17 protein-coding genes are annotated in these 18,660 nt (G+C 63.3%); 15 read left to right on the top strand and 2 right to left on the bottom strand.

The genetic code is table 11. From position 1 onward, the window contains the following. The first annotated feature begins 117 nt into the window (after nucleotides 1-117). Both motA and motB read left to right on the top strand, forming a co-directional pair. Nucleotides 118-969 (top strand): flagellar motor stator protein MotA, encoded by an 852-nt coding sequence (gene motA, locus ACIQUI_RS09295; RefSeq protein WP_016712329.1) that lies wholly within the window; start codon nucleotides 118-120, stop codon nucleotides 967-969. Nucleotides 970-972: 3 nt separating this feature from the next. Further along, nucleotides 973-2,007 carry a flagellar motor protein MotB gene (gene motB / locus ACIQUI_RS09300; RefSeq protein ID WP_403197400.1) on the top strand — a complete coding sequence of 345 codons (1,035 nt, stop codon included), beginning with the start codon at nucleotides 973-975 and terminating at the stop codon, nucleotides 2,005-2,007. A 162-nt stretch (nucleotides 2,008-2,169) separates the two neighbouring features. Here motB and rsgA read toward each other — a convergent pair whose 3' ends face one another. Further along, complete coding sequence (gene rsgA / locus ACIQUI_RS09305; RefSeq protein ID WP_391129504.1) at nucleotides 2,170-3,201, bottom strand: small ribosomal subunit biogenesis GTPase RsgA; 1,032 nt, start codon at nucleotides 3,199-3,201, stop codon at nucleotides 2,170-2,172. A gap of 152 nt (nucleotides 3,202-3,353) precedes the next feature. Here rsgA and orn point away from each other — a divergent pair, with 152 nt between their 5' ends. Continuing rightward, on the top strand, nucleotides 3,354-3,896 hold the full coding sequence (gene orn, locus ACIQUI_RS09310) for an oligoribonuclease (RefSeq protein ID WP_403197403.1): 543 nt from the start codon (nucleotides 3,354-3,356) through the stop codon (nucleotides 3,894-3,896). 125 nt (nucleotides 3,897-4,021) lie between these two features. Then, nucleotides 4,022-4,633: a trimeric intracellular cation channel family protein gene (locus tag ACIQUI_RS09315; protein WP_013974442.1), complete on the top strand. Its 612-nt coding sequence runs from the start codon at nucleotides 4,022-4,024 to the stop codon at nucleotides 4,631-4,633. 124 nt (nucleotides 4,634-4,757) lie between these two features. On the opposite strand, the gene queG is transcribed toward ACIQUI_RS09315, so the two are convergent. Beyond that, complete coding sequence (gene queG / locus ACIQUI_RS09320; RefSeq protein WP_403197406.1) at nucleotides 4,758-5,822, bottom strand: tRNA epoxyqueuosine(34) reductase QueG; 1,065 nt, start codon at nucleotides 5,820-5,822, stop codon at nucleotides 4,758-4,760. A 65-nt stretch (nucleotides 5,823-5,887) separates the two neighbouring features. Here queG and ACIQUI_RS09325 point away from each other — a divergent pair, with 65 nt between their 5' ends. From ACIQUI_RS09325 to ACIQUI_RS09375, 11 genes are all read left to right on the top strand, one after another. Continuing rightward, nucleotides 5,888-6,748, top strand: a complete 861-nt coding sequence (locus ACIQUI_RS09325) for an NAD(P)H-hydrate dehydratase (protein WP_403197408.1) — start codon at nucleotides 5,888-5,890, stop codon at nucleotides 6,746-6,748. A 2-nt stretch (nucleotides 6,749-6,750) separates the two neighbouring features. Next, nucleotides 6,751-7,209, top strand: coding sequence for a tRNA (adenosine(37)-N6)-threonylcarbamoyltransferase complex ATPase subunit type 1 TsaE (gene tsaE, locus ACIQUI_RS09330; protein ID WP_403197555.1), 459 nt, complete (start codon nucleotides 6,751-6,753; stop codon nucleotides 7,207-7,209). Nucleotides 7,210-7,220: 11 nt separating this feature from the next. Beyond that, nucleotides 7,221-8,651 (top strand): N-acetylmuramoyl-L-alanine amidase, encoded by a 1,431-nt coding sequence (locus ACIQUI_RS09335; protein ID WP_403197410.1) that lies wholly within the window; start codon nucleotides 7,221-7,223, stop codon nucleotides 8,649-8,651. Further along, nucleotides 8,648-10,546, top strand: a complete 1,899-nt coding sequence (gene mutL / locus ACIQUI_RS09340; RefSeq protein ID WP_403197412.1) for a DNA mismatch repair endonuclease MutL — start codon at nucleotides 8,648-8,650, stop codon at nucleotides 10,544-10,546. Before ACIQUI_RS09335 ends, mutL begins: the two co-directional genes overlap by 4 nt. A 1-nt stretch (nucleotide 10,547) precedes the next feature. Continuing rightward, nucleotides 10,548-11,519, top strand: a complete 972-nt coding sequence (gene miaA / locus ACIQUI_RS09345; RefSeq protein WP_403197415.1) for a tRNA (adenosine(37)-N6)-dimethylallyltransferase MiaA — start codon at nucleotides 10,548-10,550, stop codon at nucleotides 11,517-11,519. A 94-nt stretch (nucleotides 11,520-11,613) separates the two neighbouring features. Further along, the gene (gene hfq, locus ACIQUI_RS09350; RefSeq protein ID WP_012274457.1) at nucleotides 11,614-11,874 is read left to right on the top strand and encodes an RNA chaperone Hfq; all 261 of its coding nucleotides are present in this window, start codon (nucleotides 11,614-11,616) and stop codon (nucleotides 11,872-11,874) included. Nucleotides 11,875-11,886: 12 nt separating this feature from the next. Next, nucleotides 11,887-13,188, top strand: a complete 1,302-nt coding sequence (gene hflX, locus ACIQUI_RS09355) for a ribosome rescue GTPase HflX (RefSeq protein ID WP_403197418.1) — start codon at nucleotides 11,887-11,889, stop codon at nucleotides 13,186-13,188. 96 nt (nucleotides 13,189-13,284) lie between these two features. Beyond that, the gene (hflK, locus tag ACIQUI_RS09360) at nucleotides 13,285-14,463 is read left to right on the top strand and encodes an FtsH protease activity modulator HflK (RefSeq protein ID WP_403197421.1); all 1,179 of its coding nucleotides are present in this window, start codon (nucleotides 13,285-13,287) and stop codon (nucleotides 14,461-14,463) included. Beyond that, the gene (hflC, locus tag ACIQUI_RS09365) at nucleotides 14,463-15,332 is read left to right on the top strand and encodes a protease modulator HflC (RefSeq protein ID WP_403197423.1); all 870 of its coding nucleotides are present in this window, start codon (nucleotides 14,463-14,465) and stop codon (nucleotides 15,330-15,332) included. The genes hflK and hflC overlap by 1 nt, the downstream gene beginning before the upstream one ends. A gap of 301 nt (nucleotides 15,333-15,633) precedes the next feature. After that, the gene (locus ACIQUI_RS09370; RefSeq protein WP_003249540.1) at nucleotides 15,634-16,821 is read left to right on the top strand and encodes an ATP phosphoribosyltransferase regulatory subunit; all 1,188 of its coding nucleotides are present in this window, start codon (nucleotides 15,634-15,636) and stop codon (nucleotides 16,819-16,821) included. Nucleotides 16,822-16,877: 56 nt separating this feature from the next. Next, the gene (locus tag ACIQUI_RS09375) at nucleotides 16,878-18,170 is read left to right on the top strand and encodes an adenylosuccinate synthase (protein WP_403197426.1); all 1,293 of its coding nucleotides are present in this window, start codon (nucleotides 16,878-16,880) and stop codon (nucleotides 18,168-18,170) included. Nucleotides 18,171-18,660: the final 490 nt, after the last annotated feature.

Consider the following 18,660-nt stretch of genomic DNA (forward strand, 5'->3'; position numbering starts at 1 on the left):
CGAACTGGCTTTTCGCAATGAGTGGCTATAGTCTGGCGCAGTTCTGCCGATAAGTAGAAGAAGAGTTTTAAAGCTCCCGTCTCTTCCCTTGACCACGACAGCAAGTGCTTTGAACCTATGGCTAAAATTATCGGCATCATCGTCGTATTCGCGAGCGTGCTCGGCGGGTACGTGCTCTCCCACGGCAAGATCGCAGCGCTGATCCAGCCGTTCGAAGTACTGATCATCGGCGGTGCGGCCTTTGGTGCATTCCTGCAGGCCAACCCTGGCCACATGACCATGCACGTCATCAAGAAGTCGATGAAGATGTTCGGCTCGCGCTTCACCCACGCCTACTACCTGGAGGTGCTGGGCCTGGTGTACGAGATCCTCAACAAAAGCCGTCGCGAAGGCATGATGGCGATCGAGGCCGACATCGAGGACGCAGCAGCCAGCCCGATCTTCGCCAAGTACCCGACCGTGCTGGCCGATGAGCGCATGACCGCGTTTGTCTGCGACTACCTGCGCATCATGTCTACCGGCAACATGGCTCCACACGAGCTTGAAGGCCTGTTCGACATGGAACTGCTCAGCATGAAGGAAGAGCTGGAGCACCCGTCCCATGCGGTGACCGGCATCGCCGACGGCATGCCCGGCTTTGGTATCGTCGCGGCGGTACTGGGTATCGTGGTGACCATGGCCTCGCTCGGCGAGGGCGACCAGGCGGCCATTGGCATGCACGTGGGTGCGGCGTTGGTCGGTACCTTCTTCGGTATCCTGGCGGCCTACGGCTTCTTCGGCCCGTTGGCCAAGTGCCTGGAGCACGATGCCAAGGAAGAACTGAACCTCTACGAGTCGATCAAGGCTTCGCTGGTTGCCTCGGCCTCGGGCATGCCGCCTTCGCTGGCGGTCGAGTTCGGGCGCAAGGTGCTGTACCCCAAGCACCGCCCAAGCTTCTCCGAGCTGGAACAAGCGGTTCGCGGTCGCTGAGTCATGGAGAACAATCAGCCCATCATCGTCAAGCGCGTCAAGCGCTTTGGCGGCGGCCACCACGGCGGCGCCTGGAAAATCGCCTTCGCCGACTTTGCCACGGCAATGATGGCGTTCTTCCTGGTGCTGTGGTTGATGTCCACCGCCACGCCGGAGCAGAAGATCGCCATTGCCGGTTATTTCAAGGACCCGATCGGTTTCTCTGAAAGCGGCACGCCGTATGTCATCGATCTGGGCGGGTCGCCTGAGCTGGCGCCGGAAAAGACCATCAACCCTGAAGTGAAGTCCGAGCCGACACCCGACACCACCGTCGAGCTGAACAAGGACCAGGTCGAGACCATGGCCGAGCAGGTCGAGCGCGAACGCCTGGAACTGTTGCTGCAGGAACTGCAGAACAAGGTGGAAGAGAACCCGCAACTGCAGAAGTTCAAGGACCAGATCCTGTTCGAGATTACCCAGGATGGCCTGCGTATCCAGATCATGGATGCCGAGAACCGGCCGATGTTCGACATCGGCAGCGCCCGCCTGCAGCCGTACTTCGAAGACATCTTGCTGGCCATGGCCGACACCATCAAGGCCGTGCCGAACAAGATCAGCATCAGCGGCCACACCGATGCCAAGCCGTATTCGGGCACCGGCGAGTTCGGCAACTGGGAGCTGTCGGCCAACCGGGCCAACGCCGCACGCCGTGCGCTGGTGGCCGGTGGTTACCCGGACGGGCAGGTGGCGCGGGTGGTGGGCTACGCTTCGTCGTCGTTATTCGACCGCAAGGACCCGTTCAACCCGGTCAACCGCCGTATCGACATCATCGTGCTGACCAAGAAGGCGCAGCGTAACATCGAGGGTGAACAGGGGGCGCCGGATGCGCCGGCCGCCGAGCCTGCCGTACCGCCGGCCAGCGGCGCTGCGCCAGGGGCTGGCGCAGCGGCTGCGCCGGGCGCAACTGAACAAGCGCCGATGCAACCGCGAGAGCTGCGCCAGAAGCTGAACATCTTTGAAGATGGCACGCTCAAGATGGATGAGGCCAAGGAGCAGTAAGCCCTTTTCGTTCTGCGCGGTCCCTGTAGGAGCGGCCTTGTGTCGCGAAAGGGCCGCGCAGCGGCCCCAGAAACAAGCATTGGTGCATAAATTGCCGGGGCCGCTACGCGGCCCTTTCGCGACACAAGGCCGCTCCTACAGGGACCGTGTTGGTCACGACTGTCAGTAGCTGTCTTGCGTCAAGCTGGCAATGATCGAGCGGTAGCTGTTCATCCGCTGTGGCTTGATGCGCCCCTCGTCCAGTGCCTTGAGCAGTGCACAGCCAGGTTCGCGGTCATGCTTGCAATCGCGGAAGCGGCAAGTGCCGAACAGGTCGCGGAACTCGATGAAGCCATCTTCCACATCGTCGCGGCTGACGTGGCCCAGACCGAATTCGCGGATGCCCGGCGAGTCGATCAGGTCGCCGCCGTTGGGGAAGTGGTAGAGCCGCGCCGTGGTGGTGGTATGCGTACCCTGGCCAGACCATTCCGACAGGTCGCCGACGCGGGTGCCAGCGTCCGGCAGCAGGCTGTTGACCAGCGACGACTTGCCCACCCCCGACTGGCCGACGAATACGCTGATGTGGCCGTCGAGTTGCTGTTGCAGGCGCTGCATGCCGTCACCGTGGTGCGCCGACACCTCCAGCAGCGGGTAGCCCAGCTCGCGGTAAACCTCCAGCAACGCATGCAGGCCGGGGCCGTTTTCGTCGTTGATCAGGTCGGCCTTGTTCAGCAGCAGCAGCGGGCGCAAGCCCGCGTGCTCGGCCGCTACCAGGTAGCGGTCGATCAGGTTCGGGTGCGGCTCCGGGGCCGGGGCGAACACGATCACGATCAGGTCGACGTTGGCTGCCACGGGTTTCAGCTGGCCGTGGTTGTTTGGCCTGCACAGCTCGGTGCTGCGCGGCATCTGCGCCACGATCACGCCAATGCCCTGGTTGCCTGCACGCCATACCACGCGGTCACCGGTGACCAGTGCCGGCAGGTTGGCGCGCAAGTGGCAGCGGAACACCTGGCCTGCAGTTTCGCCGTCCTGGGCCTCAACCTCTACCTGCACACCGAAGTGCGCGATTACCAGGCCCAGTTGCTCTGGCCCCAGGTCACCGCCTTCCAGTTCCTGCAGCGCATGCTGCTCGCGTTTGGCGGCGCGAGCAGCGCGCTCGCCCTGGATTTTTTCGATCCGCCAGTTCTGGCGGCGATTGAGCTGGCGTTTGGCCATGAAGGTACCGTGATAGAGGCCCAAGGTGGGGCATTGAAAACGGCAGGCAGTTTAGCACGCCAGGCGCTGGGCCATTGCGCTTACCTTTGTGTCGTGAATGGGCGTGCCATGATCACTAGGCTAATATGACGGGCTATACGAGGAGCCCCTGCATGCAAAACCCACAGAACCTGATCTGGATCGACCTGGAAATGACCGGCCTGGATCCGGACAGCGACGTCATTATCGAGATGGCCACCATTGTCACCGACAGCGAGCTGAACACCCTGGCCGAAGGGCCGGTGATCGCCATTCATCACAGTGACGAAGTGTTGGCACGGATGGACGAATGGAACACCCGCACCCATGGGGCTTCAGGCCTGACCCAGCGTGTGCGCGAGAGCAAGGTCAGCATGGCCGAGGCTGAAGCGCAAACCATCGCCTTCCTCGAGCAGTGGGTGCCGAAGGGCAAGTCGCCGATCTGCGGCAACAGCATCTGCCAGGACCGCCGCTTCCTCTACCGTCATATGCGCAACCTGGAAAACTACTTCCACTACCGCAACCTGGATGTCTCCACGCTGAAGGAGCTGGCTGCGCGCTGGGCGCCGAACGTGCGTGACAGCTTCAAGAAGGGCAACACCCACCTGGCGCTGGACGATATCCGCGAATCGATTGCCGAGCTGCGCCATTACCGCGAGCACTTCATCAAATTCTAAGCTTCAAGCCTCGAGCTGCAAGCTACAAGCCAAGCGCTATGGTGTTGGTGGGACGTAGGCGTCCGATCAACGCGTATCGCTTGCCGCTTGAGGCTTGCTGCTTGCCGCTTTTATGGATCCGCGCCATGTTGTTGATGCTCTACCTTATCGCCATCACCGCCGAAGCCATGACTGGCGCATTGTCTGCCGGGCGCCGTGGCATGGACTGGTTTGGCGTGGTGCTGATTGCCTGCGTCACCGCCCTGGGTGGCGGCTCGGTGCGCGACGTGCTGTTGGGGCATTACCCGCTGACCTGGGTGAAGCACCCGGAGTACCTGGTGCTGACCAGTTGTGCGGCGCTGCTGACCATTTTCATTGCGCCGATGATGCGCCGCCTGCGCTCACTGTTCCTGGTGCTCGATGCCTTGGGGCTGGTGGCCTTTACCCTGATTGGCTGCATGACCGCACTGGAGATGGGGCAGGGCATGCTGGTGGCGTCGATCAGCGGGGTGATCACCGGGGTGTTCGGCGGGATCTTGCGGGATATCTTCTGTAACGACATTCCGCTGGTGTTCCGCCGCGAGCTGTATGCCAGCGTGTCGTTTGCGGCGGCGTGGTTCTACCTGGGGTGCGTGTACTTCAAGGTGCCGGCGGAGCAGGCCATGCTGCTGACCTTGTTTGGCGGGTTCCTGGTGCGCTTGCTGGCGATCCGCTTCCACTGGGAAATGCCCAAGTTCCACTACAACGACCAGCAGTGAGGCAGTCTCAGATCCGGCGCGGTCCCTGTGGGAGCGGGCATGCCCGCGAACACCGGCGCAGCCGGTGCCATCTACCGAGTTGCCTGCTTCGCGGGCGCGCCCGCTCCCACAGGGAACCTGGTCGCTATTGGATATTGTGCCGGGCCAGCGCCCACTCCACATGCTCGCGTACCAGTTCCGATTCATCCTCGCGCCGCGCCTTCAGCGCCTCGAGCACCGGTATGGTCGACGGCGCATTGCCCAAGCCCACCGCCAGGTTGCGCAAGAACCGCTCATACCCCGCCCGCCGCAACGGCCCGCCCTCGGTCTTGCGCAGGAAGGTGCGCTCGTCCCACAAGAACATTTCCGCCAGTTCGGCATTCTCCAGCCCATGCCGTGGCTGGAAATCCTGCTCCTGGCTGTGCCTGGCAAAGCGGTTCCACGGGCAGACGATCTGGCAGTCATCGCAACCGAACACCCGGTTGCCCATCATTGCGCGCAATTCGACAGGGATCGCGCCCTTCAACTCGATGGTCAGGTACGAGATGCAACGCCGGGCATCCAGCACATAAGGCCCGACAAACGCCTGCGTCGGGCAGATGTCCAGGCAGGCCTGGCAGCGGCCGCAATGTTCGCTGGTAGTGGCTTCGTCCACCGGTATTGGCAGGTCGACAAACAGCTCGGCAAGGAAGAAGTAACTGCCCGCCTTGCGGTTGAGCAGCAAGGTGTTCTTGCCGATCCAGCCCAGCCCGGCCTGCTCGGCCAAGGCCTTTTCCAGCACCGGGGCGCTGTCGACAAATGCGCGGTAACCAAACGGACCGATGGCTTCCTGGATGCGGTCGGCCAGGAACTGCACGCGCTTGCGCACCAGCTTGTGGTAGTCGCGGCCCAGCGCATAGCGCGAGATGTAGGCTTTTTCCGGCTGTGCCAGGCGTTGTGCCATCTGTGTGTCGCCGGGCAGGTAGTCCATGCGCAACGACACCACTCGCACGGTGCCGGGGATCAACTGGTCGGGGTGCGAGCGCTTGCTGCCATGCGTGCCCAGGTACTCCATTTCGCCCTGGTAGCCTGCATCGAGCCAGCGTTGCAGGTGGTGTTCATGTTCGCCAAGGTCGACCCCGGCGATGCCAACGTGGGCAAAACCGAGTTCTTGGCCCCAAATCTTGATCGATTGGGCCAGTTGGGCGAGGTCAGGCGTGCAGGCAGACATGGATGGGCAAGGCAATACGGGCTCAGGTGCGTATAATTCTGCCAGACATTGGAGCCTTTGACCCCATGGCGCAGACCAAACACCCTGGCAATGCCCCACAACTGCTCAGCAGCGTGACCGTTGCGCACCTGCCGGCACGGCATGCGCATGCCCATAAAGGCGACTTTGGCCATGTGCTGGTGGTCGGTGGCGACCTCGGCACCGCTGGCGCGGTACTGCTCAGCGCCGAAGCCGCGCTGCGTTGCGGCGCCGGGCTGGTCAGCGTGGCAACCCGGCCCGAGCACGTGGCCGCCAGCCTGGCGCGCCTGCCCGAGGTGATGTGCCTGGGCGCCAGTTCGGCCAACCAGCTGATGGGGGTGCTGGAGCGTGCCTCGGTGCTGGTAGTTGGCCCCGGGCTGGGGCAGGCGGCGTGGGGCCGCAGCCTGCTTTCGGCAGTGGCCAATGCCGAGCGACCCCAGGTGTGGGACGCCGATGCCCTGAATTTGCTGGCGCGTAGCCCATTGGCCCTGCCCAGCGGCAGCATCCTCACCCCACACCCGGGCGAGGCGGCGCGGCTGCTGGGCATTTCCACCGAAGCTGTGCAAGCCGATCGCCCTGGCGCTGCGCGCAAGCTGGCGCGCCGGTATAACAGCGTTTGCGTGTTGAAAGGCGCTGGCACCCTGGTGGCCGACCCGGCCGGGCAGTTGATGGTGTGCGGGCGCGGCCACCCGGCGATGGCCGGTGCCGGCCTTGGCGATGTGCTGACCGGCGTGTTGGCCGCGTTGTTGGCCCAGGGGCTGGATGCCTGGCAGGCCGCCGGGCTGGGGGTGTGGTTGCACGCCTGTGCGGGCGAGCGGCTGGGTGTGAAAGGTAGAGGCCTGGCGGCCAGTGATCTGGCGCCGGTCATTCGTGAGTTGTTGGAGGAGCATTCTGCGTGTCTGGCTTAAATCTGTTTCTGGCCGATGAAGCGGCCACGGTCGCCTTCGGTACAAAAATGGCCGAGGTGACCGGCGGTCGCGGCGTGATCTTTCTTGAAGGTGACCTGGGCGCTGGCAAGACTACGCTTTCCCGTGGGCTGATCCGCGGCCTGGGCCATACAGGGGCAGTGAAAAGCCCGACCTTCACCGTGGTCGAACCCTACGAAATCGGTGAGGTCCGAGCATTCCACTTCGACCTGTATCGACTGGTCGATCCGGAAGAGCTGGAGTTCATGGGGATTCGTGACTATTTCGAGGGCGACCCGCTGTGCCTGTTCGAGTGGCCACAAAAGGGTGCGGGCGTTTTGCCAAAGCCGGACCTGACCATTACCATAAGCCCCCAAGCGGGCGGACGCTCGCTGATCCTTTCGCCGCAGGGGGCTCGCGGCGAGGCCTGGTGCGTGGCACTGGCCAAACACTATAAACAGTAAGTGGGGTAGGTATGCGCATACGCGCACTGGTCGCCATCGTTGGGCTGCTGCTGACAACGGTGACCGTTGACGCTCTGGCCGTCACTCAAGTCAAGAGCATGCGCCTGTGGCGCGCGCCAGACAACACGCGGCTGGTCTTCGACCTTTCCGGCCCCGTGCAGCATAGCGTCTTCACTCTGAGCGCGCCGGATCGCCTGGTTATCGACATCAACGGCGCGACCCTGGCCGCGCCGTTGAACGTGGCCACCTCCAACACGCCGATCAGCAGCGTGCGTTCGGCCCAGCGTACCCCGACTGACCTGCGCGTGGTGGTCGACCTGAAAAAGTCGGTCACCCCGAAAAGCTTCACCCTGGCGCCGAATGCCCAGTATGGCAACCGCCTGGTGGTCGACCTGTACGACCAGGAAGCCGACGCCATTGCCGCCAGCGCGCCGCCACCGGCCCCGACGCCGGTGCAGACGCCTGCGACCACGCCGGCGGTGCCGGTAAGCCCGGCCCAACCCGCCATCAAGCTGCCGCCGGTACCTAGCGGCAAGCGTGACATCGTGGTTGCCATCGATGCTGGCCACGGCGGCGAAGACCCGGGCGCCTCCGGCTCGCGCGGCCAGCACGAAAAAGACATCGTGCTGCAGATCGCCAAGGAGTTGCAGCGCCAGATCAACAGCGAAAAGGGCTTCCGGGCCGAACTGACCCGTACTGGCGACTACTTCATTCCGCTGCGCAAACGCACGGAAATCGCCCGCAAGAAGGGTGCCGACCTGTTCATCTCGATCCATGCCGACGCCGCGCCGTCGCGGGCAGCGTTTGGTGCCTCGGTGTTCGCCCTGTCCGACCGTGGCGCCACCTCCGAGACCGCGCGCTGGCTGGCCGACACGGAAAACCGTTCCGACCTGATCGGTGGTGCGGGTAACGTCAGCCTCGATGACAAGGACCGTATGCTCGCCGGCGTGTTGCTTGACCTGTCGATGACCGCCACGCTCAGCTCCAGCCTCAACGTGGGGCAGAAGGTGCTTGGCAACATGGGCCGGGTCACCTCGCTGCACAAGCAGCGTGTGGAACAGGCTGGCTTCATGGTGCTGAAGTCGCCGGACATTCCATCGATCCTCGTTGAAACCGGGTTCATCTCGAACAACAACGAAGCCGCCAAGCTGGCCACCGCCAGCCATCAGCAGGCCTTGGCCCGTTCGATCCACACCGGCGTACGCCAGTACTTCCAGCAGAACCCGCCACCTGGCACCTACATCGCCTGGCTGCGCGACACCGGCAAGATCGCCGCCGGCCCGCGTGAGCACACGGTACGCCCGGGCGAAACCCTGGCAATGCTTGCTGTGCGCTACCAGGTCAGTGTCGCCAGCCTGCGCAGCACCAACAGCCTCAAGACCGATGAGCTGAAGGTCGGCCAGCGCCTTGATATCCCTGCAACCACATTGGCCTCGCAATGACTGGCGGTTCGCGCATCCAGCTGCTCAGCCCGCGGCTGGCCAACCAGATCGCTGCCGGCGAGGTCGTCGAGCGGCCGGCCTCTGTTGCCAAGGAGCTGTTGGAAAACAGCCTGGACTCCGGCGCCCGACGCATCGATGTGGAGGTGGAGCAGGGCGGCGTGAAGCTGCTGAAGGTACGGGACGATGGCAGCGGTATTTCCGCCGACGACCTGCCGCTGGCCCTGGCCCGTCATGCCACCAGCAAGATTCGCGAGCTGGAAGACCTTGAAGGGGTGTTGAGCCTGGGTTTCCGTGGTGAGGCCCTGGCCTCGATCAGCTCCGTGGCGCGGCTGACCCTGACTTCGCGTACTGCCAGTGCCACAGAGGCCTGGCAGGTGGAAACCGAAGGCCGTGACATGCTCCCGCGGGTGCAGCCGGCGGCGCACCCGGTAGGTACTTCGGTGGAAGTGCGCGACCTGTTCTTCAATACCCCGGCGCGGCGCAAGTTCCTCAAGGCCGAAAAAACCGAATTCGATCACCTGCAGGAGGTCATCCGCCGGCTGGCGCTGGCACGCTTCGATGTCGGCTTCCACTTGCGCCACAACGGCAAGAGCATCCTCAGCCTGCACGAGGCTCACGACGAAACAGCGCGTGCCAGGCGGGTAGGCGCCATCTGCGGCCCAGGTTTCATGGAGCAGGCGCTGCCGATCGACGTCGAGCGCAACGGCCTGCGCCTGTGGGGCTGGGTCGGCCTGCCGACGTTCTCGCGCAGTCAGGCAGACTTGCAGTACTTCTTCGTCAATGGCCGTGCGGTACGCGACAAGCTGGTCGCCCACGCCGTACGCCAGGCCTACCGTGACGTGCTGTTCAATGGCCGGCACCCGACCTTCGTGCTGTTCCTGGAGCTGGAACCCAACGGCGTAGACGTCAACGTGCACCCGACCAAGCACGAAGTGCGCTTCCGCGAGGGGCGCTCTGTGCACGACTTTTTGTACGGCACCTTGCACCGTGCGTTGGCCGATGTACGCCCGGAAGACCAGCTGGCCGCGCCTGCCGCGGTGCCAGAGGCCATCCGCCCCACTGGCCAGCAGGCCGGTGAATTCGGCCCGCAGGGCGAAATGCGCCTGGCCTCGCCGGTGCTTGAGCAGCCACGTGCCCCGCAGCAGTCGTTCTCCAATGGCGGCAGTGGCGCGGGCTACCAGTATCAGTACACGCCACGCCCGTCACAGCCGGTGCCGGCTGCCGAAGCGCAGGCGGTGTATCGCGAGTTCTACAAGCCGTTGGAAAACGGTGCGCTGCCGGCGACGGCCCTTCCCGAAAGCCAGGGGGACATTCCGCCGCTGGGCTACGCGCTGGCGCAGCTCAAGGGCATCTATATCCTGGCCGAGAATGCCGTTGGCCTGGTGGTGGTGGACATGCATGCCGCGCACGAGCGCATCATGTACGAGCGCCTCAAGGTAGCCATGGCCAGTGAAGGCCTTAGCGGTCAACCGCTGCTGGTGCCTGAGACCCTGGCCTTGAGCCAGCGTGAAGCGGACTGCGCCGAAGAGCACGCGCAGTGGTTCCAGCGCCTGGGCTTCGAGCTGCAACGCCTGGGCCCCGAGACCCTGGCGATCCGCCAGATCCCGGCCTTGCTCAAGCAGGCCGAGGCCAACCGCCTGGTGCAGGACGTGCTCGCCGACCTGATGGAATACGGCACCAGTGACCGTATCCAGGCGCACCTGAACGAACTGCTCGGCACCATGGCTTGCCACGGCGCCGTGCGCGCCAACCGGCGCCTGGCCATTCCCGAGATGAATGCCCTGCTGCGCGACATGGAAAACACCGAGCGCAGTGGCCAGTGCAACCATGGCCGTCCCACCTGGACCCAGATGGGCCTGGACGATCTGGACAAACTCTTCCTGCGCGGTCGATGAAATGAGCGGCAAGCCCCCTGCAATATTCCTGATGGGCCCGACGGCGGCCGGCAAGACCGACCTGGCTATCGAGCTGACCAAAGTGCTGCCCTGCGAGCTGATCAGTGTCGACTCGGCGCTGGTCTATCGCGGCATGGATATCGGTTCGGCCAAGCCGTCGAAAGAAATCCTCGCTGCCCACCCGCATCGGCTGATCGACATTCGTGATCCGGCCGAGAGCTATTCGGCCGCGCAGTTCCGTGCCGATGCGCTGCAAGCCATGGCCGAAATCACCGCGCGTGGGAAGATCCCGCTGCTGGTGGGCGGCACCATGCTCTATTACAAGGCGTTGATCGATGGCCTGGCTGACATGCCGGCAGCGGACGCTGCGGTACGCGCCGAGCTGGAAGCCCAGGCCGAAGCATTGGGCCTGGCCGAGCTGCACCGCCAGCTCGCCGAGGTTGACCCGGTGTCGGCGGCGCGTATCCACCCCAACGACCCGCAGCGCCTGATCCGGGCGCTGGAGGTGTACCGGGTGAGTGGCGAGAGCATGACGGCCCATCGCCAACGTCAATTCGCGGAAAGTCGCGGCGCAGACGCAGGCGCTGACGGGCATTTGCCCTATACTGTCGCCAGTTTGGCGATTGCTCCTACAGATCGTCACATTTTGCATCAGCGAATTGCGTTACGATTTTCGCAGATGCTGGAACAGGGCTTCGTTGACGAGGTCCGATCGCTGCGAGCCAGAAGTGACTTGCACGCCGGGCTACCGTCTATACGGGCAGTGGGATATCGGCAAGTCTGGGATTACCTGGACGGCAAGCTGACTGAGAATGAGATGCGTGAACGCGGTATCATTGCAACCAGGCAGCTGGCCAAGCGGCAGTTCACCTGGTTGCGTGGCTGGCCTGACGTACACTGGCTTGACAGCCTGGCCTGCGACAATCTGTCCCGCACCTTGAAATACCTTGGGGCCATCTCCATATTGAGCTGAGTCCCTGCTGATTGCCGTCTATTCTTGCGAAGGGGCGGCCTAATTTATCGTTTTTATTGATTTTCTATTATTTATCCTTACAGGAGTGCGGCATATGTCAAAAGGGCATTCGCTACAAGACCCTTACTTGAACACCTTGAGAAAAGAAAAGGTTCCGGTATCCATCTACCTGGTCAACGGCATCAAGTTGCAGGGTTCGATCGAATCGTTCGACCAGTTCGTGGTACTGCTGAAGAACACCGTCAGCCAGATGGTCTACAAGCACGCCATTTCGACCGTTGTACCGGCCCGTCCGGTCCGCCTGCCAAGCCCGACCGACGGCGAGCACGGCGACAGCGAGCCAGGCAACGCCTGATAGGAGCCTGCATTGTTCTTTGAGCGCCACGGTGGTGGTGAGCGGGCGTTGCTCGTTCACTTGGAAGGTCATAACCCTGAGGCGCGCGAAGACCCGCAGGAGTTTCAGGAATTGGCATTGTCGGCCGGTGCCGACATCGTTTCGCTGGTCACGGTGACAAGGCATCAGCCTTCCGCCAAATACCTGATTGGCAGTGGCAAGGTCGAAGAGCTGCACGACCTGGTCCATGCCGAACAGGTAGACCTGGTGATTTTCAATCACACCCTCACGCCCAGTCAGGAGCGCAACCTCGAACGTGTGTTCGAGTGCCGTGTGCTTGACCGTACCGGGCTGATCCTCGATATCTTCGCCCAACGGGCGCGTACCCATGAAGGCAAGTTGCAGGTCGAACTGGCCCAGCTTGACCACATGAGCACGCGGCTGGTGCGCGGCTGGACTCACCTTGAGCGACAAAAAGGTGGTATCGGCCTGCGTGGCCCGGGTGAAACCCAGCTGGAAACCGACCGCCGCCTGCTGCGGGTGCGTATCCGCCAGATCAAGTCACGCCTGGAGAAAGTGCGCAGCCAGCGCGAGCAGGCGCGTCGCGGTCGCCAGCGCGCAGATATCCCCTCGGTGTCGCTGGTGGGCTATACCAACGCCGGCAAGTCCACGCTGTTCAACGCCCTGACCGAATCCGAGGTGTACGCCGCGGACCAGCTGTTCGCCACCCTCGACCCGACCCTGCGCCGGCTCGAGCTCAACGACCTGGGCCCGATCGTGCTGGCCGACACCGTGGGCTTTATCCGCCACCTGCCGCACAAGCTGGTCGAGGCATTTCGGGCTACGCTCGAAGAGTCGAGCAATTCTGACCTGCTGGTGCATGTCATCGACGCCCATGAGCCCGAGCGCATGGAGCAGATCGAGCAGGTCCTGGCCGTATTGGGCGAGATTGGCGCCGAAGGCTTGCCGATCCTCGAGGTGTATAACAAACTCGACCTGCTTGAAGATGTCGAGCCGCAGATCCAGCGCAATGCCGATGGCAAGCCGGAACGGGTCTGGGTATCGGCACGCGATGGGCGTGGCCTGGAGCTTGTAGGCCAGGCGATTGCCGAGTTGCTGGGGGACGATCTGTTTGTCGGTACCCTGTGCCTGGAGCAGCGATTTGCCCGCTTGCGCGCGCAATTCTTTGCCTTGGGTGCGGTGCAGAGTGAAGAGCATGATGAAGAAGGGCGCAGCCTGCTGAGCGTGCGACTGCCCATGGTCGAACTGAATCGCCTGGTCAGTCGTGAAGGCATGGAGCCGCAAGTGTTTGTCGAGCAACACACTTTGCAATAAATGCCCGTCGAGGTCGCCGGGCAGCAGTGACAGGCATTCTGTAGCATTGGACGGCGCGCCGTGGGCGCGTCTTTGCTTTATCAGATGGAGAGCGCTATGGCTTGGAACGAGCCGGGTGGCAACTCGAACAATCAGGATCCCTGGGGCGGCCGCCGTGGTGGCGGTGGCGGTGGTGGTGACAAGAAAGGTCCGCCGGATCTGGACGAGGCCTTCCGCAAACTGCAGGACAGCCTCAATGGCATGTTCGGTGGCAGCAAGAAACGTGGCGGCGGTGACCGCAATGTCGGCAAGGGCGGTGGCCTGGGGCTGCTGGGCATAGGCCTGGCGGTGCTGGCGGCCATCTGGCTGTACAGCGCCGTGTACGTGGTCGACGAGCAGGAGCAGGCCGTGGTGCTGCGCTTCGGCAAGTACTATGAGACGGTCGGTCCCGGCCTGAACATCTACTTCCCGCCGATCGATCGCAAGTACATGGAAAACGTCACGCGTGAGCGTGCCTACACCAAACAGGGCCAGATGCTGACCGAAGACGAGAACATCGTCGAGGTGCCGCTGACTGTCCAGTACAAGATCAGCAACCTGCAGGACTTCGTGCTTAACGTCGACCAGCCTGAGGTGAGCCTGCAGCATGCGACCGACAGCGCCCTGCGCCACGTGGTGGGTTCCACTTCGATGGACCAGGTGCTGACCGAAGGCCGTGAGCAGATGGCCGTGGATATCCGCGAACGCCTGCAGCGCTTCCTCGACAACTACCGTACCGGTATCACCGTGACCCAGGTCAACGTACAGAGCGCGGCAGCCCCGCGTGAAGTGCAGGAAGCCTTCGACGACGTGATCCGTGCCCGCGAAGATGAACAGCGTGCCCGCAACCAGGCCGAGTCCTACGCCAATGGCGTGGTACCGGAAGCCCGTGGTCAGGCCCAGCGCATCATCGAGGACGCCAACGGTTACCGCGACGAAGTCATCGCCCGGGCCAAGGGTGAGGCCGACCGCTTCACCAAGCTGGTTGCCGAGTACCGCAAGGCACCTGACGTAACCCGTCAGCGCCTGTACCTGGAGACCATGCAAGAGGTCTACAGCAACACCAGCAAGGTCATGGTGGCCACCAAGGATGGGCAGAACAACCTGCTCTACCTGCCCCTGGACAAGATGGTCGAAGGCAGCCGCAACCCGTCCGCGCCAACCTCCAGCGTGTCGCCATCGGTCAACGATGCGGCCGCCCGTGCGGCGCAGGACCTGCAACAGCAACAGCCGGTGCGTACTAGGGAGAGCCGCTGATGAGCAATAGATCGCTGATCGCCCTGATCGCCGCCGTGGTTCTGGGCATCGTCGCCTGGAACAGCTTCTACATCGTGTCCCAGACCGAGCGTGCAGTGATGCTGCGTTTCGGTAAGGTGGTCCAGGCAGATGTCCAGCCAGGCCTGCACGTGAAGGTCCCCTACGTGAACCAGGTGCGCAAGTTCGACGCCCGCCTCATGACCCTCGACGCCCCGACCCAGCGGTTCCTGACCCTGGAGAAGAAGGCGGTGATGGTCGACGCCTACGCCAAGTGGCGCGTCAAGGATGCCGAGCGCTTCTACACCGCCACCTCCGGCATGAAGCAGATCGCCGACGAGCGTCTGTCGCGTCGTCTGGAAAGCGGCCTGCGTGACCAGTTCGGTAAACGTACCCTGCACGAAGTGGTATCCGGTGAGCGTGACGCGCTGATGGCTGACATCACCGCATCGCTGAACCGCATGGCCAACAAGGAGCTGGGTATCGAGGTGGTCGACGTGCGCGTCAAGGCCATCGACCTGCCGAAGGAAGTCAACCGCAGCGTGTTCGACCGCATGAGCACCGAGCGTGAGCGTGAAGCCCGCGAGCACCGTGCCAAAGGTAATGAGCTGGCAGAGGGTATTCGCGCCGATGCTGACCGTCAGCGTCGTGTACTGCTGGCCGAGGCTTACCGCGAAGCAGAAGAAACCCGCGGTGACGGTGACGCACAGTCGGCCGCCATCTATGCCAAGGCCTACACCCAGGACGCCGATTTCTACGCGTTCTACCGTAGCCTGCAGGCGTACCGCGAGAGCTTCTCGAGCAAGAGCGACGTGCTGGTCCTGGACCCGAAGAACGAGTTCTTCCGCTACCTGGACAAGAGCAGGCCGTAATGCTCAGGCCCTGATTTTCGTGCAGCGGCGCCCCGCCTGGCAGCTAAAACACCAGGCGGGGTGCATCCTGAATGAAAAGGGGTGTATGATGAGGCAGCCGGGAAATTTCCCGGCTTTTTTGCGTCTGCAAGGTTGATTGGCAAAGCGCCAGTTGACGGTTTGGTCAGCTCGCAAGGCAATTTGAGGGTATCGGGTACGGTGGCTGCGCTGGGATCAGTGCTGCCCGCTGCTGTGCGCGATACCGGCTTTACTGACGGCTCGCCTGCTGGCAAGCCGCCCGGACCAGAGGGGAAATGGCGTAATGGCAACGGTAGACCGCTGGCTACTGCCAGATGGCATCGAGGAAGTACTGCCACCTGAGGCTGCGCGCATCGAGATCGCGCGTCGCCAGGTGTTGGACCTGTTCCAGAGTTGGGGCTACGAGCTGGTCGTCACCCCGCATATCGAGTACCTGGAGTCGCTGCTGACCGGCGCCGGCCAGGACCTGGATCAGCGCACCTTCAAGGTGGTGGACCCGCAGTCCGGCCGCCTGATGGGCTTCCGCGCCGACTTCACTCCGCAGGTGGCACGTATCGACGCCCACACCCTGCGCCGTGAAGGCCCGAGCCGCCTGTGCTATGCCGGTAGCGTGCTGCACGCGCAGCCGCGTGCGCTGTCTACTTCGCGCAGCCCGATCCAGCTGGGTGCCGAGCTGTACGGTGATGCCAGCCCGACCAGTGACGTGGAAGTCATCAGCCTGATGCTGGCCACGTTGCAACTGGCCGATGTGCCGGATGTGCACATGGACCTGGGCCACGTCGGTATCTACCGCGGCCTGGCCCGTGCTGCCGGGCTGTCGGGTGCGGTCGAACAGCAGCTGTTCGACGCCATGCAGCGCAAGGCCGTAGATGAAGTGCAGGCGCTGACGGCGGACCTGCCGAAAGACCTGGGCAACATGCTGCGCGCCTTGGTCGAGTTGTGCGGTGGCCGTGAAGTGCTGGCCGAAGCCCGCGTGCGCCTGGGCCGTGCCCCGGCCAGCGTGCTGGCCGCGCTGGACGACCTGTTGGCGATCGCTGACCGCCTGGCGTCGCGCTACCCGGACCTGCCGCTGTATTTCGACCTGGGCGAGCTGCGCGGTTACCACTATCACACTGGCGTGGTGTTCGCCGTGTTCGTGCCGGGCGAAGGTCAGTCGATCGCCCAGGGCGGGCGTTACGACGACATCGGCGCCGATTTTGGCCGGGCGCGCCCGGCCACCGGTTTTTCCACGGATTTGAAGACCCTGGTCACACTGGGGCGAGCGGAGGTCGTATTGCCAACTGGCGGCATCTGGATGCCGGACAGTGGCGACGCGGCCCTCTGGCAGCAAGTCTGCCAGTTGCGCAACGAGGGCCAGCGTGTGGTCCAGGCTTTGCCTGGCCAGCCGTTGAGTGCTGCTCTCGAGGCGGATTGTGATCGGCAATTGATTCAGCAAGACGGGCGCTGGCAGGTTCTGCCGCTGGCCCAGTGAGTTTCTGCGTCGGCAGTAGGCCGGCAACCAAGTTTGCGTGAATGAGGACCAATGTAATGGGTAAGAATGTCGTCGTCCTGGGCACCCAGTGGGGTGATGAGGGCAAAGGCAAGATCGTCGATCTGCTGACCGAACATGCTGCCGCCGTAGTGCGCTACCAGGGTGGCCACAACGCGGGCCACACCCTGGTGATCAACGGTGAAAAGACCGTTCTGCACCTGATTCCGTCCGGCATCCTGCGTGAAGGCGTACAGTGCCTGATCGGCAACGGCGTGGTCGTTGCCCCGGATGCGCTGATGCGTGAAATCACCAAGCTGGAAGAGAAGGGCGTACCGGTGCGCGAGCGCCTGCGCATTTCCCCGGCTGCGCCGCTGATCCTGTCGTACCACGTGGCCCTGGACCAGGCCCGCGAAAAAGCCCGTGGCGAAGCCAAGATCGGCACCACCGGCCGTGGTATCGGCCCAGCCTACGAAGACAAGGTTGCGCGCCGCGGCCTGCGCGTAGGCGACCTGTTCCACCGCGAACGTTTCGCCGCCAAGCTGGGTGAGTTGCTGGATTACCACAACTTCCAGCTGGTGAATTACTACAAAGAGCCGGCCATCGACTTCCAGCAGACCCTGGACGAGTGCATGGCCTACGCCGAGCAGCTCAAGCCGATGATGCTCGACGTCACCGCCGAGCTGCACAACCTGCGCCGCGCCGGCAAGGACATCATGTTCGAAGGCGCCCAGGGCTCGCTGCTGGACATCGACCACGGTACCTACCCGTACGTCACCAGCTCCAACACCACTGCTGGCGGTATCTCCACCGGTTCCGGCGTTGGCCCGATGTACCTGGACTACATCCTCGGTATCACCAAGGCCTACACCACCCGCGTGGGTTCCGGCCCGTTCCCGACCGAGCTGTTCGACGAGACTGGCGCCACCCTGGCCAAGCGTGGCCACGAGTTCGGCTCCACCACCGGCCGTGCCCGCCGTTGCGGCTGGTTCGATGCCGTCATCCTGCGTCGCGCTATCGACGTGAACAGCATCTCGGGCATCTGCCTGACCAAGCTGGACGTGCTGGACGGTCTGGAAACCATCAACATCTGCGTTGGCTACAAGAACGAGAACGGTGCTGTCATCGACGCACCTTCCGATGCCGACAGCTACATCGGCCTGGAGCCGGTGTACGAAGAGATGCCAGGCTGGAGCGAATCGACCCTGGGTGCGAAAACCCTGGAAGAGCTGCCGCAAACTGCGCGTGACTACATCAAGCGCATTGAAGAGCTGGTAGGCGCGCCGATCGACATCATTTCGACCGGCCCGGACCGCAACGAGACCATCGTGCTGCGTCACCCGTTCGCCTGATCTGCCCTCCAGGCTGATCTGACGCCGTGGCCCTGAAAGGGGCTGCGGCGTTTTTGTTTGTGGGTTACACCTGTGCCGGCCTCTTCGCGGGCTTGCCCGCTCCCACAGGTATTGCGCATGCTTTGGAATTTGTGCGGTTCCTGTGGGAGCGGGCGAGCCCGCGAAGAGGCCGGCACAGGAAAAACCCATTGCTCAACCTTGGCACATATCCCTGCTGCCCCCGGCACAACCCTTGCTGTAAGAAACGTCTGACGATGCCATCAAAATAGTGGCGCCAGAAAACACGAGGGTTACACCGTGTCTGCCATCCTCTCACTGTTACGAAGCCGCCTTTTGCGGCCTGTGTTTGTTGCCCTTGGTATCGCCCTTTTGGTGCAGGTACTGGTTGCCGTTGCGCTCACCCGCAGCACGGTCACTGCGCTGGAAGCCGACCTTGGCCAGCGCCTGGGCGATGACAGCCGCCAGCTCGCCAGCGACCTGGAGCAAGCCG

Origin of the sequence: Pseudomonas sp. NPDC090592 (genome assembly GCF_044769185.1) — a bacterium.
GTDB lineage: Bacteria > Pseudomonadota > Gammaproteobacteria > Pseudomonadales > Pseudomonadaceae > Aquipseudomonas.

Coding starts and splice junctions, on each gene's coding strand:
- motA (WP_016712329.1), top strand. CDS start 118: ATGGCTAAAATTATCGGCATCATCGTCGTATTCGCGAGCGTGCTCGGC.
- ACIQUI_RS09335 (WP_403197410.1), top strand. CDS start 7,221: ATGCGCATACGCGCACTGGTCGCCATCGTTGGGCTGCTGCTGACAACG.
- ACIQUI_RS09315 (WP_013974442.1), top strand. CDS start 4,022: ATGTTGTTGATGCTCTACCTTATCGCCATCACCGCCGAAGCCATGACT.
- hflK (WP_403197421.1), top strand. CDS start 13,285: ATGGCTTGGAACGAGCCGGGTGGCAACTCGAACAATCAGGATCCCTGG.
- mutL (WP_403197412.1), top strand. CDS start 8,648: ATGACTGGCGGTTCGCGCATCCAGCTGCTCAGCCCGCGGCTGGCCAAC.
- queG (WP_403197406.1), bottom strand. CDS start 5,822: ATGTCTGCCTGCACGCCTGACCTCGCCCAACTGGCCCAATCGATCAAG.
- rsgA (WP_391129504.1), bottom strand. CDS start 3,201: ATGGCCAAACGCCAGCTCAATCGCCGCCAGAACTGGCGGATCGAAAAA.
- ACIQUI_RS09375 (WP_403197426.1), top strand. CDS start 16,878: ATGGGTAAGAATGTCGTCGTCCTGGGCACCCAGTGGGGTGATGAGGGC.
- orn (WP_403197403.1), top strand. CDS start 3,354: ATGCAAAACCCACAGAACCTGATCTGGATCGACCTGGAAATGACCGGC.
- ACIQUI_RS09370 (WP_003249540.1), top strand. CDS start 15,634: ATGGCAACGGTAGACCGCTGGCTACTGCCAGATGGCATCGAGGAAGTA.
- motB (WP_403197400.1), top strand. CDS start 973: ATGGAGAACAATCAGCCCATCATCGTCAAGCGCGTCAAGCGCTTTGGC.
- miaA (WP_403197415.1), top strand. CDS start 10,548: ATGAGCGGCAAGCCCCCTGCAATATTCCTGATGGGCCCGACGGCGGCC.
- hfq (WP_012274457.1), top strand. CDS start 11,614: ATGTCAAAAGGGCATTCGCTACAAGACCCTTACTTGAACACCTTGAGA.
- hflC (WP_403197423.1), top strand. CDS start 14,463: ATGAGCAATAGATCGCTGATCGCCCTGATCGCCGCCGTGGTTCTGGGC.
- ACIQUI_RS09325 (WP_403197408.1), top strand. CDS start 5,888: ATGGCGCAGACCAAACACCCTGGCAATGCCCCACAACTGCTCAGCAGC.